The sequence below is a fragment of the Exiguobacterium sp. s21 genome, assembly GCF_018617975.1.
Classification (GTDB): domain Bacteria; phylum Bacillota; class Bacilli; order Exiguobacteriales; family Exiguobacteriaceae; genus Exiguobacterium; species Exiguobacterium mexicanum_A.
This window is the reverse complement of the sequence record NZ_JACSLF010000001.1, coordinates 407431-423618: the sequence shown is the minus strand read 5'-3', so window position 1 is coordinate 423618 and position 16188 is coordinate 407431. Positions and strand designations below refer to the sequence as shown.

16 protein-coding genes and 1 pseudogene are annotated in these 16188 nt (G+C 52.6%); 11 read left to right on the top strand and 6 right to left on the bottom strand.

Annotated elements, in window-relative coordinates; all coding sequences use genetic code 11:
- The first annotated feature begins 68 nt into the window (after positions 1-68).
- Positions 69-293, top strand: a complete 225-nt coding sequence (locus KNP06_RS02155) for a type II toxin-antitoxin system Phd/YefM family antitoxin (RefSeq protein WP_214787732.1) — start codon at positions 69-71, stop codon at positions 291-293.
- A 42-nt stretch (positions 294-335) separates the two neighbouring features.
- Here the strand turns inward: KNP06_RS02155 and KNP06_RS02150 are convergent, their stop codons facing one another.
- Positions 336-1226 (bottom strand): helix-turn-helix transcriptional regulator, encoded by an 891-nt coding sequence (locus tag KNP06_RS02150; RefSeq protein ID WP_251131534.1) that lies wholly within the window; start codon positions 1224-1226, stop codon positions 336-338.
- 75 nt (positions 1227-1301) lie between these two features.
- Here KNP06_RS02150 and KNP06_RS02145 point away from each other — a divergent pair, with 75 nt between their 5' ends.
- The 3 genes from KNP06_RS02145 to KNP06_RS02135 all read left to right on the top strand — a co-directional run bounded on the left by KNP06_RS02145 (position 1302) and on the right by KNP06_RS02135 (position 3739).
- The gene (locus tag KNP06_RS02145) at positions 1302-1826 is read left to right on the top strand and encodes a dihydrofolate reductase family protein (protein ID WP_214787725.1); all 525 of its coding nucleotides are present in this window, start codon (positions 1302-1304) and stop codon (positions 1824-1826) included.
- A 195-nt stretch (positions 1827-2021) separates the two neighbouring features.
- On the top strand, positions 2022-3086 hold the full coding sequence (locus KNP06_RS02140) for an AAA family ATPase (protein ID WP_214787722.1): 1065 nt from the start codon (positions 2022-2024) through the stop codon (positions 3084-3086).
- A complete protein-coding gene (locus KNP06_RS02135; RefSeq protein WP_214787720.1) occupies positions 3086-3739 on the top strand; it encodes a DUF3226 domain-containing protein in 654 nt (217 codons plus the stop codon). Before KNP06_RS02140 ends, KNP06_RS02135 begins: the two co-directional genes overlap by 1 nt.
- A 52-nt stretch (positions 3740-3791) precedes the next feature.
- Here the strand turns inward: KNP06_RS02135 and gntK are convergent, their stop codons facing one another.
- The 4 genes and pseudogenes from gntK to KNP06_RS02115 all read right to left on the bottom strand — a co-directional run bounded on the left by gntK (position 3792) and on the right by KNP06_RS02115 (position 10132).
- Complete coding sequence (gntK, locus tag KNP06_RS02130; protein WP_214787717.1) at positions 3792-5297, bottom strand: gluconokinase; 1506 nt, start codon at positions 5295-5297, stop codon at positions 3792-3794.
- An 11-nt stretch (positions 5298-5308) separates the two neighbouring features.
- A pseudogene (locus tag KNP06_RS02125) lies at positions 5309-6651 on the bottom strand (GntT/GntP/DsdX family permease).
- A gap of 82 nt (positions 6652-6733) precedes the next feature.
- Complete coding sequence (gene gnd, locus KNP06_RS02120; protein WP_214787714.1) at positions 6734-7618, bottom strand: phosphogluconate dehydrogenase (NAD(+)-dependent, decarboxylating); 885 nt, start codon at positions 7616-7618, stop codon at positions 6734-6736.
- Positions 7619-7756: 138 nt separating this feature from the next.
- On the bottom strand, positions 7757-10132 hold the full coding sequence (locus KNP06_RS02115; RefSeq protein ID WP_285801364.1) for an EAL domain-containing protein: 2376 nt from the start codon (positions 10130-10132) through the stop codon (positions 7757-7759).
- Positions 10133-10391: 259 nt separating this feature from the next.
- On the opposite strand from KNP06_RS02115, the gene KNP06_RS02110 reads away from it, so the two are divergent.
- Positions 10392-11240 carry a MurR/RpiR family transcriptional regulator gene (locus tag KNP06_RS02110; protein ID WP_214787712.1) on the top strand — a complete coding sequence of 283 codons (849 nt, stop codon included), beginning with the start codon at positions 10392-10394 and terminating at the stop codon, positions 11238-11240.
- A gap of 29 nt (positions 11241-11269) precedes the next feature.
- Here the strand turns inward: KNP06_RS02110 and KNP06_RS02105 are convergent, their stop codons facing one another.
- Positions 11270-12148 carry a manganese catalase gene (locus KNP06_RS02105; protein WP_214787709.1) on the bottom strand — a complete coding sequence of 293 codons (879 nt, stop codon included), beginning with the start codon at positions 12146-12148 and terminating at the stop codon, positions 11270-11272.
- A 202-nt stretch (positions 12149-12350) separates the two neighbouring features.
- Between KNP06_RS02105 and KNP06_RS02100 the strand changes: the two genes are divergently transcribed.
- The 6 genes from KNP06_RS02100 (at position 12351) to KNP06_RS02075 (ending at position 16187) form a co-directional block, all read left to right on the top strand.
- Complete coding sequence (locus KNP06_RS02100) at positions 12351-12746, top strand: hypothetical protein (protein WP_214787706.1); 396 nt, start codon at positions 12351-12353, stop codon at positions 12744-12746.
- Between the two features lie 92 nt (positions 12747-12838).
- On the top strand, positions 12839-14359 hold the full coding sequence (locus tag KNP06_RS02095) for an FAD-dependent oxidoreductase (protein ID WP_214787703.1): 1521 nt from the start codon (positions 12839-12841) through the stop codon (positions 14357-14359).
- Positions 14360-14573: 214 nt separating this feature from the next.
- Positions 14574-14960, top strand: coding sequence for a DUF2512 family protein (locus KNP06_RS02090; protein ID WP_214787700.1), 387 nt, complete (start codon positions 14574-14576; stop codon positions 14958-14960).
- A 14-nt stretch (positions 14961-14974) separates the two neighbouring features.
- On the top strand, positions 14975-15175 hold the full coding sequence (locus KNP06_RS02085; RefSeq protein WP_214708958.1) for a spore coat protein: 201 nt from the start codon (positions 14975-14977) through the stop codon (positions 15173-15175).
- A 13-nt stretch (positions 15176-15188) separates the two neighbouring features.
- On the top strand, positions 15189-15485 hold the full coding sequence (locus KNP06_RS02080; RefSeq protein ID WP_214710790.1) for a spore coat protein: 297 nt from the start codon (positions 15189-15191) through the stop codon (positions 15483-15485).
- Positions 15486-15734: 249 nt separating this feature from the next.
- Positions 15735-16187: a hypothetical protein gene (locus KNP06_RS02075; protein WP_214710791.1), complete on the top strand. Its 453-nt coding sequence runs from the start codon at positions 15735-15737 to the stop codon at positions 16185-16187.
- Position 16188: the final 1 nt, after the last annotated feature.

The following is a 16188-nucleotide window of genomic DNA, read 5'->3' as shown; positions in this document are numbered from 1 at the left end:
ATAAAAATTTTAGACCGGTTAGAATGTATCCGAGACTAATATTAGTACAGGGAAGGAGTGTGGTTGCAATGAAAATCTTTACTTATCAAGAAGCAAGAAAAAACGTAAAGAAAGTCCTGAATCAAGTTCACGAAAATAGCGAAACGATTACCATCGTCCGAAAGAATGGTCGCAATGCGGTCATCATGCCTGAGCAAGAATACAATCGATTGATGGAGACGATGTATGTGCTGCAGAGTCCTAAAAATGCCGAGCGGCTCCTTGAGTCTGTTCGTCAGCTTCAACAGAAATAGACCTAAAATGGACTCACACCTTTCCCGGTTTGAGCCCATTTTTTATTCATACATATCCCATAACCTTTCGGCGTGCTCCCGCATCATCTCTCTCAGTTCAGTCGGCTCTAAGACCTCGACTTCCGCCCCGGCCGCGAGTAATTGCCGCGACAAGAACGGGAGCTCGGCTTCCGGCACGTCCCACTCATTCTTTTCGCTGATATCGGGTAATACGTCTTCAAGCAGACGGCGGCCGAGCGGGGTGAGCTTGAGCCGAACGGTCACACCGCTTCGTTCGTCACTCGCCTCGAGGAGCGTCGCCAAGTCGTCCGCTTCGAACGTCTCATCGAGCAGGCGCATCGCTTCAATCCGGTCGATGCGATATTGGCGCAGGCCGTAATCCGAGAGGCCGTACACGTACCATTTCAAATCGAGGAGCGCCATCCCGACCGGCGCGACAGTGAACGTGCGGCTGCCTTTCGTCGTGGCGTATGTCATCTCGATATTCCGTCGTTGCTCGACCGCCTGAAAGACGTCTTTCGTGAACGGTGCTGACGGGACGGTCTTATTTCCGAGCCAGAGGATATTCTTTTCGAGCCGGGCGATTTTCGTCTCGAGGTCGTGCGGCAATTCGTTCACGTACCAATCGGACAGTGTATCCCGCATGTCCCCGAACGGTACGTCCGGGATCTGTTCCATCCATTTGAGGGTGAGGTAGAGCGCGACCGCTTCCTGTTCCCGGAGTTGGAGCGGTGGCAACAACCGGTTCGGCAACATCTCATAACCGCCACCCGTTCCGGGGACGCTCCAAATCGGATAGCCGAGTTCCTCGAGCGTCAGCATGTCGCGTTGAATCGTCCGGACCGAGGCACCTGTCTCAAGAGCGAGTTCATCCGCTGTGAACCGTTGCCCGCGATTCAACAATCGAATCAAGTGAAGATGTCGTTTTTTCATTTTATCCATTCCCGTCATGTTTTGTCGTGTTTGTCGAGTAAGCTGAATGTATCACGAATCAAGGAGGAATTCATCATGGCAAACGTCGTCTTATATATCGCGACGAGTTTAGATGGAAAGATTGCCCGCCCGAACGACCAACTCGATTGGTTGTTCGCGGTCGAGGGGGAGGGGGACAACGGCTACGCGGACTTTTTCAAGACGGTCGGCGCGGTCATCATGGGGCGGAAGACGTACGAGGAAGTGCTCGTGCTTGAGCCGGACGGTTATCCGTATGACAAGATTCCGAACTACATTTTGACACGCAGCCCGGACCGGGAAGCCGAGCACGTCACATTCACGGATGAGCCGATCGAGCAGCTCGTCGAACGATTGAAGCAAGACGTCGACGGGGACATCTGGCTCGTTGGGGGAGGCGAGGTCATCAAGGCGGCGATGGAGCACGACTTGATTGACAGCTATGAGATTGCCATCGCCCCGGTCGTATTAGGCGAAGGGATTCCGCTCTTCCTGGAAGGCACGAAAGAGACGAAATTGAGACTGACGAGCCAACGCGCGTCCGGACAGTTCGTCATGGTGACGTACAAAAAAAATCAATAATAAAATACATGAAGACACAGATTTGCATTCTCAAATTTGTGTCTTCATGTATTTCCCTTTTTATTAACAAAACGTCGAAAAATAATTGAATTATTTAGTATGAAAATGGTATTTATGTCGCGTTTAAAAATGTAAAATGAATTATAAGGAAATATAAGAAGTGTTTCTAGTAAAATTAATGTGATGGAGGTAATTATGTTAAGAGAAATTGAAATTGAAAATTTCAAATCGATAGAGAATCTTAAACTAGACAATTTGGAGAGAATAAACTTGTTTGGTGGTAAAAATAACGCAGGTAAAACTAGTATTTTGGAAGCGCTATTTCTTTTTTATGACAGATTAAATCCCAATATGTTAAATAGACAATATGGTTGGAGAGGTATAAGCGAATTGCCGCTTAAAGAAGAGTTTTTATTCGCCCCGATATTTAATAGTTACGATTTAAATAAAAAAATAAAAATACGTGTTAAAAATTCTGGATCTTCGCCTGAGAATTTAGTAATTAGATTTAATGATGATTTATCAAAAAGAGTAGCTTTAAAGAATTTCAACGATTCTAATTTGGATGACAACATAATTTCTTCCAGTTCACTAAAGTTAGAACTAAGTAGTTCTTCAAATCCGAAACAAATATTCGAGTTATCAATCAAGGAAAATGGTCTTGAATTAAATGTATCAAATGGGAAAAAGACAGATAAAAATATTAGGTTTTTATCTGCAAAACAAAATATGCACCCTAGTGAAAATGCAATTCTTTTTGGTGAATTAGATATTAGTGATCAGGCATCTAATATTGTTGATTTTTTAAAAATATTAGAGCCTCGATTAAAAAGTGTTACGTCTATAACACTATCAAATAACTCTTCGTTATTATATGGTGACATAGGAATTGGTAAAAAAATACCGATAAATTATATGGGAGATGGAATTGGAAGGATTTTAACTATTTTAATTTCAATTATGTCTTATAAAAATGGAGTTGTACTTATAGATGAAGTAGAGAATGGAATTCATTATTCTATGCTGCCTAAAGTGTGGAAAATGATAAGTGATGTAGCTAATGAATACAATTGCCAAATATTCGCGACTACTCATAGTTACGAATGTTTAATAGCTGCTGTGAATGGGATTTCAGAGAATCAACGAAGTGGGTTTAAGTATTATAGGCTTGAAAATTCGAAAGAAAATCATCAAGTGGGGAAATCTTTTACTTATGATTCTCTTGAGGTAGCTTTAAATAATGGTTGGGAGGTCCGTTAATGCCGATTCTACCTAACGCTGTAATAAAACAAGTGTCTTCGGAAATTACCAAGAAAAAACTTTTGTTAGTTGAAGGTAAAGATGAAATAGAATTTTTTAAAGCGTTACTTAAAAATAATTCTTCGCTATCTCGAATAAAAGATGATATTCAGATAGTCGAAATAGGAGGCGTGGATAAATTTAGACATGAAATTCCAGCTTTGAAAAATAGAACTGGTTTCGAACAAGTAGAAGCGATTGCAATCATTAGAGATTCTGATGGTTCCCAGGAGAGTGCTTTTATGAGTATTTGTTCAATTCTTTCAAATAATTCTCTGCCTCGTCCTACAACTCAATTAAAATACACTACTAATCAAATTCGGGTAGGTATTTTTATTATGCCAGGTAATGAAGAAGGGACTATGTTAGAAGATCTGTGTTTAAAAACTCAAGAATCCCATCCTATAATGAGTTTGACGAATCGGCACATAGAGGAAATTGAAAATAATCAATCAGTGGAGACGCCAAAAAATTTATCAAAGGCTAAAACCTTAGTATTCTTAGCTTCAATGCCTAGTATTGTAAATAATTTAGGCTTAGGAGCTCAGAGAGGTTATTGGAATCTTGAACATGAGTCTTTGAATACCTTAGTAAACTTTTTAGAAGGGTTATAAAAAATATATTGAATATGAAAGAGGCCGAGTTCGCGATGAACTCGGCCTTTTCCTATACATACTTCCGCTGGAACGCGGCAATCGCTTCATACTCTTCCGCGAGATGGCGGGAGAGCCGGATATAAATCGGCAGCAACTCCCGGTAAATCGTTGTTGCTTCATGATTGGGCGCATGTTCATGCGTCACTTGCGGCACGGCCGTGAAGTCGTCGATATCGCCGAACGCATACTCTCCGAGCATGACGGCACCGAGACACGAGCTCTCATGGCTCTCCGGCACGACGACCGGCGTATCGAAGATGTCGGCCATCATCTGGCGCCACAGGTTTGACTGGGCGAACCCGCCCGTCGCGTGAATCCGGTTCGGCGCACCCGTCAATTCGTCGAGCGCCAGCATGACCGTATACAAGTTGAAGATGACGCCTTCTAACACCGAGCGGATGAAGTGCTCGCGCTTGTGGTGGATGCTCAAGCCGAAGAACGAGCCACGTGCGTTCGAGTCCCAGAGCGGGGCCCGTTCACCCATCAAATACGGATGGAACAACAGGCCGTCCGATCCCGGCTTGACCGTCTCGGCGATGCGGGTCAACACATCATACGCGTCCATCCCAAGCCGTTTCGCTGTCTCGACCTCGCTCGCCGCGAACTCGTCGCGGAGCCAACGCAGGATGATGCCGCCATTATTGACCGGCCCGCCGATGACCCAATGCTTGTCGGTCAAGGCGTAACAGAAGATGCGACCTTTCGGGTCCTCGACCGGTTCCCGGACGACCGTGCGGATGGCACCGCTCGTCCCGATCGTGACGGCGACGACACCTTGTTCGAACGCCCCAACCCCGAGGTTTGACAACACCCCGTCGCTCGCCCCGATGACGAGCGGGAAGTCCCAGCCAAGCGTTGCAACGACATCCGATTTAAGCGTTAAAATCTCCGTCGTCGGTACGAGCTCGGACAGTTGCTCGGGCGTGACTCCGGCGACGGCGAGCGCCTCCGCATCCCAGTCGCAATTTTTCAGATTGAACAGCCCGGTCGCCGAGGCGATCGAGTGGTCGATGACGAAGCGCCCGGTCAGGCGATAGAAGACGTACTCTTTGATGGAGACGAACTTGGTCGCCTGCTGGAACACGTCCGGATGCTCCGCTTTCAACCAACGCAACTTCGACAGCGGCGCCATCGGATGGACCGGTGTGCCGGTGCGCATATGGAGCGCGCTCGCATCGAACTCACGTTTGATTTCTTGCGTATACGGGTTGGCCCGGCTGTCGGCCCACGTGATGCTGTGGGTGAGCGGGCGACCCGACGCATCGAGCGCAATCAAGCTATGCATCGCCGAACTGAACGCAGCGAAGCGGATCGGCCCGTCGGCTCTGGCACGGACGGCAGAGATTGCCTCGAGCACGGCCCCGTAGATGACGACCGGGTCTTGCTCGGCCGTCTCCGTGTCCGGGGTGAGGAGCGGGTACAACACGTTATGTACCGCGAGTTGTTGCTGGTTATGGAACAGGACGGCTTTCGTGCTCGTCGTCCCGATATCGACGCCAATCGTGTACACACACATCACTTCCTAACTTAAATAATGAACAAGCTAATCAAGAAGACGACCGCGAAGCCGGTCAATCCGATAATCGTTTCCATGACGGTCCACGATTTGAGCGTATCTTTCACATCCAAACCGAAGTAGCGGTTGACGAGCCAGAAGCCTGAGTCGTTGACGTGAGACAACACCGTCGCACCAGAGGCAATCGCGATGACGATGAGGCCGAGCGCGGCACCGGTGATATTTTGAAGTTCGAGAAGCGGTGTGATGAGTCCTGCCGCCGTGACCATCGAGACGGTCGCCGATCCTTGGGCGACACGGACGACGGTCGCGATCAAGAAGGCGAGCACGATCGCCGGTAGCGGTGACCCGGCCATCATTTCCCCAAGCACGTCACCGACACCTGAGTCAATCAACACTTGTTTGAACACACCACCGGCACCGGTGACGAGAATGATAATCCCGGCCGGTTCGAGCGCTTTCGTCGCAATCTCTTGCACTTCGTCACGTGTATAGCCGCGGCGTGTGCCGAGGAAGATGAACGTGAGCAACGTCGCGAGCGTCAAGGCGACGAACGGGTGACCCATGATCGTGAAGAACGTGCGGATGCTGTTTCCTTCTTCTAATAAGACGGCAGACAACGTGTTCGCGAGAATCAACACGAGCGGAATCGAGATGAGCGAGACAATCATCTTGAAGCTAGGCAGCTCTTTCGACGTTTCGATCTCTTCGAATTCCATATAGTCTGGAATGTTGACTTGAATCTTGTTCGCGATATATTTTCCGAAAACCGGACCGGCCAAAATCGCGGCCGGAATCCCGGCGATGACCCCGAACAAGATGACCCATCCGAGCTCGGCACCAATCAAGTTGGCAACGGCAATCGGACCAGGCGTCGGCGGGATGAAGCTGTGCGTGACGGCGAGACCCGCAAGGAGCGGAATCCCGTAGTACAAGAGCGAGCGGCCCGTCTTTTTGGCGAGGCCGTAAACGATTGGAACGAGAATGATGAAGCCGACGTCGAAGAAGACCGGAACGGCGACGATGAAGCCGGTAAGGGCAAGTGCCCATTGCGCCTTGTCTTCTCCAAACTTATTGACGAGCGTCTGGGCGAGGCGTTCCGCGCCACCCGATACTTCTAACATCTTCCCGAACATGGCGCCGAGACCGACGACGACGGCGACGAAACCGAGCGTGCCGCCCATCCCGTTCTGAATCGAGGCGATGACGTCCCCGAGCGGCATACCGGCAGCGACCCCGACGAGCAAACTGACGAGTAGAAGTGAGACGAACGCGTGGAGCTTCGTCCGCATGACTAAGAATAAGAGCAAGAAAACCCTGCGACTGCGATTAAAATGAGTGTCGAACCCGACATATGTATTTCCCCCTTTACCGTATGTGTAACCGTTTACAAATATTTACAAAGGAAAAGGCCACCCCTGACCTTTTCCTTGCGGTTATTTCCTGACGACTGCGTGGCCCCCGAACTCGTTGCGGAGCGCGGCGACAACTTTCCCTGAGAACGTGTCGTCCTCGAGCGAGCGATAGCGCATCATGAGTGACATGGCGATGACCGGGGCCGCTGCCTGTAACTCGAGCGCTGTCTCGACCGTCCATTTTCCTTCCCCTGAGGAATGCATGACGCCGCGGATGTCGTCGAGCTTCGCGTCTTTCGAGAACGCGTTCTCGGTCAACTCCATCAACCATGAGCGGACGACCGATCCGTGGTTCCAGACACGGGCGACTTGCTCGTAATCGTAATCGAACGGGCTCTTTTCCAAAATGTCGAACCCTTCGGCAATCGCCTGCATCATCCCGTATTCGATGCCGTTGTGGATCATCTTTAAGAAGTGGCCGCTGCCGGCAGGTCCCGTATACAAGTAGCCATTCTCGACCGAGAGATCTTTGAAGATCGGTTCGATCGTCGGCCAAGCGTCGGCGTCACCACCGACCATCGTGCAGGCGCCGTTGCGGGCACCTTCCGTGCCGCCGCTCGTCCCGCAGTCGAAGAAGGCGATGCCTTTGGCGCTGAACTGTTCGGCGCGTGCGACCGACAGCTTGTAGTTCGAGTTCCCACCGTCGATGACGATGTCACCCGGTTCGAGCTTCTCGAGCAGTTCTGCCAGTACGGCCTCGGTGATGTCACCGGCCGGCACCATCGCCCAGATGACGCGTGGCGTCTCGAGCGAGTTGATGACGTCTTCGAGCGTTGGTACGATCTCAAACTTCGATGTCGCCTCGATGTTCCCGGCGTCTGTCCCGACGACCGTGTGGCCATGGTCGCTCAAGTTGAGCGCCAAGTTGTATCCCATCTTGCCTAATCCAATCAAACCGATTTGCATATCGTCACCTCTAAATCGAATTTTTTTCCATCTCTACACTATAATATCAAATTAAATTCGATTTACAAGTCGAATGACGGAATTTTTTTCGAATAACAAAAAAAAGCGTCCCGACCTAACGAGTAGGCGGGACGAGGGTCAGACACTTTTCTTATATGGATACAGGAACGAGTCAAGATCTTCGGCGGGCATCGGCTTGTTGTAATAGTAGCCTTGCGCCTGGTTACAATCCTCGGCCTTGAGGAAGGCGACTTGTGCTTTCGTCTCGACACCTTCGGCGATGACGTTCAGACCGAGCTCGTGCGCCATTCGGATGATCGTCTTGACGAGGGCGGCGTCCTTCGAATCCGTCTCGATGTTTTTCGTGAAGTGTTGGTCGATTTTCAGCGTGTCGATCGGGAACAGCTTCAAATAACTGAGCGACGAGTAGCCGGTGCCAAAGTCGTCAATCGACAAGTGGACGCCAAGGGCGACGAGTTCCTCCATCGTCTCGATGGCACTTTGCGCGCTCTGGATGACGGTCTCGGTCAACTCGAGCTCGAGGTATTCCGGTGCGAGCCCGCTCGCCTCGAGCGCCTGGCTGACAATGTCCGGCAAATCTTTTTGCGCGAACTGGAGCGCCGAGATGTTGACGGCGACGCGGAACGGTTCGACGCCCGCATCCTGCCACGCCTTGTTCTGCCGGCACGCCTCGTTCAAGACGTACTCGCCGAGACGATGAATGCTGCCGGTCTCCTCGGCGATCTGGATGAACTCGGCCGGGGAAATCATGCCGAGCTCGGGGTGTGTCCAACGCACGAGTGCCTCGACACCGATGAGCACCTCGGTCTCGAGGTGCACTTGCGGCTGATAATGAATCGAGAACTCGCCGCGGCCGATGCCTTTCCGGAGCGCCATCGCGAGCTGTGACTTGCGCGCGACAGACTCGTTCATGTCTTTCGTGAAGAACTGGAAGCCGTTCTTGCCGTCCTCTTTCGCCCGATACATGGCGATGTCGGCGTTCTTCAACAAGTCATCGGCCGTCCGCCCGTCGGACGGATAGAGGCTGATGCCAATCGATAGGCTCGTGAACACGTCCTCACTTTCGAGCAAGAACGGTTGGTTCAACGCGTTCGTAATCTGTTGGGCGCGGTGGGCGGCTAAGTTGCTGCCGGTGTTCGGCGACAGGATGACGAACTCGTCCCCGCCGAGACGGGCGAGCGTGTCGCTCTTATTGATCGTCGTCAACAGCCGGTCCGTCACTTGGCGCAAGAAGACGTCGCCTGATGAGTGGCCGAATCGGTCGTTGATGACCTTGAAGTTGTCGAGATCGATATAGAACAACGAGAACGTCGACTCGCTGCCTTGGGAAAGCAAGGCGTCGAGCCGGTCATTGAACAGGCGTCGGTTCGGCAGGCCGGTCAACGTGTCCAAATAGACGAGGTCGTTAATTTGTTCTTCGATTTGTTTCCGTTCACTAATATCGCGGATGATGCTGCTAAAGAAGAGACCCGCCTCCGTCTCCCACGTCCCGAGCGACATTTCGAACGGGAACTCGGTCCCGTCTTTTCGCAAGCCGACGAGCTCGACCGTACGGCCGATGACGTTTGCTTCGCGCGTCTCGCGATAGCGTTTCATGCCTTGTTCGTGTGCGACTTTAAAGCGCTCGGGCATGATGAGCGTGATCGATTCCCCGAGCACCTCGCTTGCCGTATATCCGAATAGGCGCTCGGCCCCGTGGTTCCATTGCACGATGCGACGTTCGGCATCCGCGACGATGATGGCATCGTTCGCCGACTCGATGACGGACTGGAACTTCGTTTCGAGTTCGATGGACTGACGCTCGAGTTGCTTCTCATTGCGAAGCGAGATCAGCATGAGCACGAACAGCGTCGTGACACTGCCGCCGATCCAGAAGGCGAGGAGCGTGCTGTCCATCGAGAAGCCGGTCAATGCTTGAGGCGTCGCGAACGGGGTGAATTCGGCCGCGCCCATGCCGATATAATGCATCCCCGAGACGGCGAGCCCAATCAACAGCGAACAGGCGAGCCTCCGCCAATGGAACCGCGGCACGTCCGGGAGCGAGAACAAGAGATACAGCCCGACGAGCGAGGCAATGAACCCGACGACGGCCGATAACAGCCACATGACCGGGTCGTACGTCAAAACGGCGTTCATCTGCATCGCTTCCATGCCGACGTAATGCATCGAGACGATGCCGATGCTGATGAAGACAGCGCTGATGACGAGGTCGCGCGGACGCGCCGTCTGACGGCTGACGATATAGAAGGCGAACCCGGACGAGATGATGGCTGGGACGATCGAGGCGATGACGATACCGATATGGTAGGATACGTCGGCCTCTAAATGGAATGCCAACATCCCGATGAAATGCATCGCCCAAATGCCGAGCCCGAGACTGAGGGCTCCGGCGCTTACCCAACGGATGCGCGAGACTCGTTCGGCATATTTGAGCCGACTGCTAATATCGAGCGAGACGAAGGCCGAGAAGACGGCGACGGCTATGGATAACAAGACGAGGGGAAGACTGTATGTACTATGGAGATGATGTTCGATGGGGACCAAACCTTTCTTTAATAATATCGGGACAAATGGACGAAAACGGACAGTTTCTCAAAAATGAGCTTTCCTAGCATAGCATATTTGTCTTGACGTGAAGGGAATATTTTCCCCGGTGGGTCAATAGTTTGGCACATTGTCCGAAGGAACGGTCAGTCTTTGATTGCGGAATTTTTTTCGAAACGGTATCGTAAAAAGAAAAAGGGTGAGACACATGGAATCGATGAACGGCCTGGCCCGCATCCGTGGCGCCTATACGACACTGAGCAAGAAAGAGCAACGCATCGCCGACTATATCTTGAAACAGCCCGAACGCATCATCCATCATACGATCAACCAAGTCGCCGACGACCTCGACGTCGCCGAGTCGACCGTGTTCCGTTTCTGCCAGCGCGTCGGCTTCAAAGGCTATCAGGCGCTGAAAATCGCGCTCGCCACCGATGTCGTCGCGCCGCTCCAAGACATCCATGAAGACATCTCGAACGAGGACACGCCGCATGAGATTGCCGAGAAGATTTTCACCTCGAACGTGAAGACACTCGAGGCGACCCGGCAAATTTTGGACGCGGCCTCGCTCGACAAATCGGTCGCGCTGCTGTTGTCGGCTCGTCGCATCGAGTTTTTCGGGAGCGGGGGCTCGGCCGTCATCGCGCTCGACGCGTACCATAAGTTCGTCCGGAGCGGTCTGTTCGTCACCGCGAACTTGGAGTCGCACATGCAGCTCATGTCGGCGTCCCAACTGACGAACGACGACGTCGCCGTCCTCATCTCGCACTCGGGTGCCTCGAAAGATACGCTCGACGTGGCGAAAGTGTTGAACGAGCGCGGCGTCCCGACGATTGCGATCACAAATTATGCGAAGTCACCGCTGTCGAAGCTGTGTGATGTCGCCCTCTACACGGTGTCGCAAGAGACCGAGTTCCGGTCTGAGGCGCTCGCCTCGCGAATCGCCGAGCTCAGTCTGATTGACGCCTTGTTCACCGTCGTCATGATGCGGCGTGGGGAAGACGGGAGAGAGTCGCTCCAGAAGATGCGTGAAGCCATCTCGCTCCGGCGCATGTGAAAAGGCTGACCCTCGGGCCAGCCTTTTTCTTATTTGCCTTTGATTTGGTCTGTCACTTTTTTGACGACTTTCTCGACACTGCCCGGATCGTCCAAATCGTGATGGAGCGTCTTGTCCGGGATGTCCATGACCGGCTTCTGGCCTTGCGGGGCCGGGTCGCTCAAATAGACGAAATCGCCGGCACCGTCCGGCGCGCTGCCCGTCGCCCATTTGCCTTGGCTCGACTCATTGCCTTCCGACAAGTCCCAGAACTCGAGGCCATGTTTCTCGGCTTCTTTCTCGTCTTTCGCCGGGAAACTTGCTGGCACGATGACGCCGTTCTTCTCTTCGAGCTCATCGATGGCCGCCATCCATTGGTACTGGTGGTAGCGGTCACGGGCGAGCATCTTGCGGAACACTTTCCGGACGCCTTCGTCTTTCGTCATATGATACAGACGGGCGACTTGGAGCCGGCCTTGCGTCTCGGCGTGTAAGTTCGAGCGCATGTCGGCGAGCAAGTTCCCGCTCGCGACGATATACGATCCGTTCCACGGCACCCCATTCGAGTTCGTCGGCAGTCCGCCGAGCCCGCTGACAATCAAATGCTGGGGGTTCATCCCGCCAAGGATGGCTGCCGTCGCCGGGTCTTTCGCCGCATCGGCCTGGTCGTCCGGTGACGCGCCGTCGAGCAGTTGCGAGATGAGGGCGCACAACATCTCGACGTGGCCGATCTCCTCGGTCCCGATGTCCATGAGCATGTCCTTATACTTTTCTTCTCCGCGGCAATTGAAGCCTTGGAACAAGTACTGCATCATGACGGTCATTTCCCCGAACTGACCGCCGAGCACCTCTTGGATTTGACGGGCGAGCTGTGGGTCGGGACGATCGACTTTCACTTCGAACTGCAATTCCTTCTGATGACGAAACATGAAACTCCTCCTTTTTTGAACAACTGGTGAATGAACGACGAAGATATAGTTCCACTATCAAAATAAATAAAAACCTAAAATTTTGAAAAGATTTGGCAGATACAGGTGGGGGTATGAGCATTGTCAGAGGGTTATAAAGTGCAAAAGGGTGGAATTAGTATAAACAGATTGATTTTTGCTTACACAGAGAGGAACGACAGACATGAATAACCTTAACTTCTTGACGACCGAGCACTACGATGTGTTCAAACAGTTGGCCCAGCGCCTCGTTAATCCCGGAGACGTCAAGAAAGAGTATTTCTCCGCCCTTTACGTGATCGCCGGGAATGAGCGGGTGCGGAATCTATTGTTGCCGTATATGGATCTTGAGCAAGGCAAGATCAGTACGGCCACCATCATCGACGACAACACGTTCGAGAAACAGGATTTCATTCTCGTCAAACTCGTCATCCATCTGTACAACAACAAGGAGTGGGTGCTCCCGACCGAGCTGATCACATTGCCGGAAGTGGACTACCAGCTTGCGATGCAGGCCATCACCCTTTGCCGTGACCAACAGTTCGATGAGATTGTCATCCCGAGCGACCAAGAGACCTGAGCCAGGTCTCTTTTTTTGTTTCTCGTTCTCGAATGAAGGGTAATTCATCCATGCATTCGAAACCGTTGAATTTTCTTGGAGGAGGGACACGTATGTTACAAGATTTTCCGAAATCGTTTTGGCGCGACGTCGAGGTAAAGACGCTGAAACCGCTCAACGAAGACGTCAAGACAGAGGTTGCCGTGGTCGGGGCCGGCATCGTCGGCGTACTCGCCGCCTTGCAGTTGGTTGAGCAAGGCAAGCAGGTTGTTCTAGTCGAAGCGGCCCGTTTCGCGACTGGCACGACTGGTTACACGACGGCCAAAGTCTCGGCCCAGCACGGCGTCGTTTATACGGAGCTCGTCAAATCGCTCGGGGAAGACAAGGCGCGACTGTATTACGGGGCCAACATGGACGCGCTCCGTTTCCTCGAGGAACAAGTCGACACACTGAACATCGACTGTGACCTCGAGCGCCAGCACGCCTATATGTATTCTCTCTCCTCGTCGAGCTCGGCGAAACTGCTCGAGAAAGAAGAAGAGGCGTATGAACAACTGGGAATCGACGGTGGTGACGCCACGGACGAAGTGAACGGTCTGTTGCCGTACGACGTCAAGAAGGCGACCGTCATGCGCGACCAGCTCCAATTCCATCCGGTCAAATACTTACAAGGGCTGATGGACCGGTTCCTCGAGCTCGGTGGGACATTCTATGAGATGACCCGGGTGACCGGCATCGAATATGGGACGCCGAACCGACTTGATACAATCACGGGCCACACGATCGAGGCACATGACGTCGTCGTCGCGACCCACTTCCCGTTCAACGACTTCAAAGGCCTCTATTTCGCGAAGATGGAAGTCGAGCGTTCATACGTCGTCTCGGCCGAGGTCGACATGTTCCCGGAAGGCATGTTCATCAGCGTCGACAAGCCGAGCCGTTCGCTTCGGCACGTCAAATTCGACAATGGCAAGAAGATGGCCATGTTCGGGGGCGAGAACCATTTGACGGGCCATAAGGAAGAGACGTTGGCCTGTTACCAGAAGCTCGGCGATTTCGGGACACGGCATTTCGGTACCGAGACGTTCAGCCACCATTGGTCGGCCCAAGATTTGATCACGCTCGACAAAGTGCCATACATCGGGCGGATGACGAACGATACGCCGCATGTGTTTGTCGCGACCGGCTTCTCGAAATGGGGGATGAGCCAAGGCATCGTGGCGGCCCGACTCATTGCCGACTTGGTCACGAATCAACCGAACCGCTATGAGGAGCTGTATGACCCGACACGTTCGAAATGGAAGCTCGCGGACGCGGCCCGGTTCATTAAGACGAATGCCGACGTGGCCAAGGAACTCGTCAAAGGCAAGCTGAAGCCGACGGACAAACGAGTGGATGAGCTCGGTCTCGATGAAGGTGCCATCGTCAAACATAATGGCGAACACGTCGCTGCCTACCGGGATCCCGACGGACACGTCTCGATGGTCGGGTCGGCCTGTACGCATATGGGCTGTACGGTCAACTGGAACCAGGCCGAGCGCTCGTGGGACTGTCCGTGTCATGGCTCGCGGTTCAAACCGAACGGGGAAGTCATTGAAGGACCGGCCGTGAAATCACTGCCACCCAAGTCATGACATCAATTTGTAAATATTTCTAGAAAATCATGAGATCAAGTCATTACCGAAGCCGACTTGAGGTCTAGCATTTACCAGTCCACCTTTCCATTGTGATGGTTTGACTCTCATCATGTTCGTCCGATAATGACCGTGAAACTTTTCGTTTGAACGGGAGGACGAACGGAAACATGGTCCATGTACGAACGCCATCACGGGGAAAGGGTGAACGTGGATGCAAGTGAATCATGGAAAAGCGCTGAGTCTGAAACTAGGGACGTTACTCGTCGTGTTTATCGCGGTCTTGACGCTCGGGTTTGATGTCCCATGGTACCACGCCGCTTGGATTTCGATTGCGGTCGGACTGATTGCCTATGGGGTGGGCGACATGTTCGTATTACGGAAATTCGGTAACTTAATTGCGACAGCGGCCGATTTCGGCCTCGTCTTCTTCTTGACGTGGTTCTTCCTGTGGATTCTCGACTTCGATATCGGGACCGAGACGAGTTTTGTATTGCTTGCGCTGTACACGGCGTTAGTGACCGCGATCGTCGAGTTCGTGTTCCACGGTTGGTTGCTCAAGCATAAGCGCGAAGAAGCGCACATTCATTCGACACGCTAAAAGGAGGAACGGACATGGCTAAAAACAAACTCGCCATCCATGAAGTGTTAGAGATTCATGAGATGTTGACGCTGAAGCAAGCGGGGCTCGTCAAAGGATACGTGAGCGAACCGCTCATCAAAGACGAGAAGTTGCAGAAGATCGCCCGCAAACATTTGAAGAACACCGAGCAAGCGATCAGTGAACTGAAACAACTGTTGCCGAAGAAGGCGTAAGGAGGAGAGACGGATGGGAATCACGGAAAACTTGAAACGGGCCAGCAAACAACGGGACGAATTGATTGCGACCGATCTGCTCATCACGGCGAAGTCGGCCGTCCGCGCCTATGCGGTGGCCGTGACCGAGACGGCGTCACCCGAGGTCCGGAAAGTGCTCATCAAACAATTAAACCAAGCGATCGAAGACCATGCCGAGATCGCCGACTATATGATCAAGAACGATATGTACATGGCGTACGATATCGAGAAGCAGTTGAAGCACGACAAAGCGAAAGTCGACAAGGCGAACGAATTGATCAAGAAGTAAGGGCCGACGAAAACGTCGGCTTTTTTCGTTCCATCAGGAAGGACCCGTGGTATCGGATAAAGACTATACGTGAGGGAGGAACCACTCATGTCCGTGAATACGACGATGCTCGCCATCGTGCTCGTCCTGATGGTGTCGACGATTGCCGCCCCGTTCCTGTTCATCTTGTACCTCTGACGGAAGGACCGCCATCAGCGCGAGCATTCCGTCCTTCGGAACTTCCCGATCCTCGGCAAGGTGCGCTATATCTTGGAGAAGGTCGGGCCCGAGATGCGCCAATACTTGTTCTTGAACGACAACGAGTCAAAACCGTTCTCCCGGAACGACTACGAGGCGGCTGTGATTTCCGGAAAATATAAGTCGCGCATCAGCGGATTCGGTTCGGAGCGGGACTTCGAAGGCGGCGGCTTCTATCTCCAGAACGTGCTCTACCCGACGAACCGGGAGGAACTCCGCATCGACAACCGGGACACCGTGTCGACGCGGCTGTATCAAGTCGACGAGGACAATCTGTTCACCCGTAAAGAACGAATCGTCGAACGTGAGGTAGGTCCATATTTGTTGACGGCAGAGGACAGCATCGTCATCGGAAGACAGACGTGCCGGGAGCCGTTCGGCGTCCGCGGTCTCGTCGGGCAGTCGGCGATGAGTTTCGGATCGCTCGGCGAGGATTTGTTCGATGGACAAGCGAAAGACGGATAAC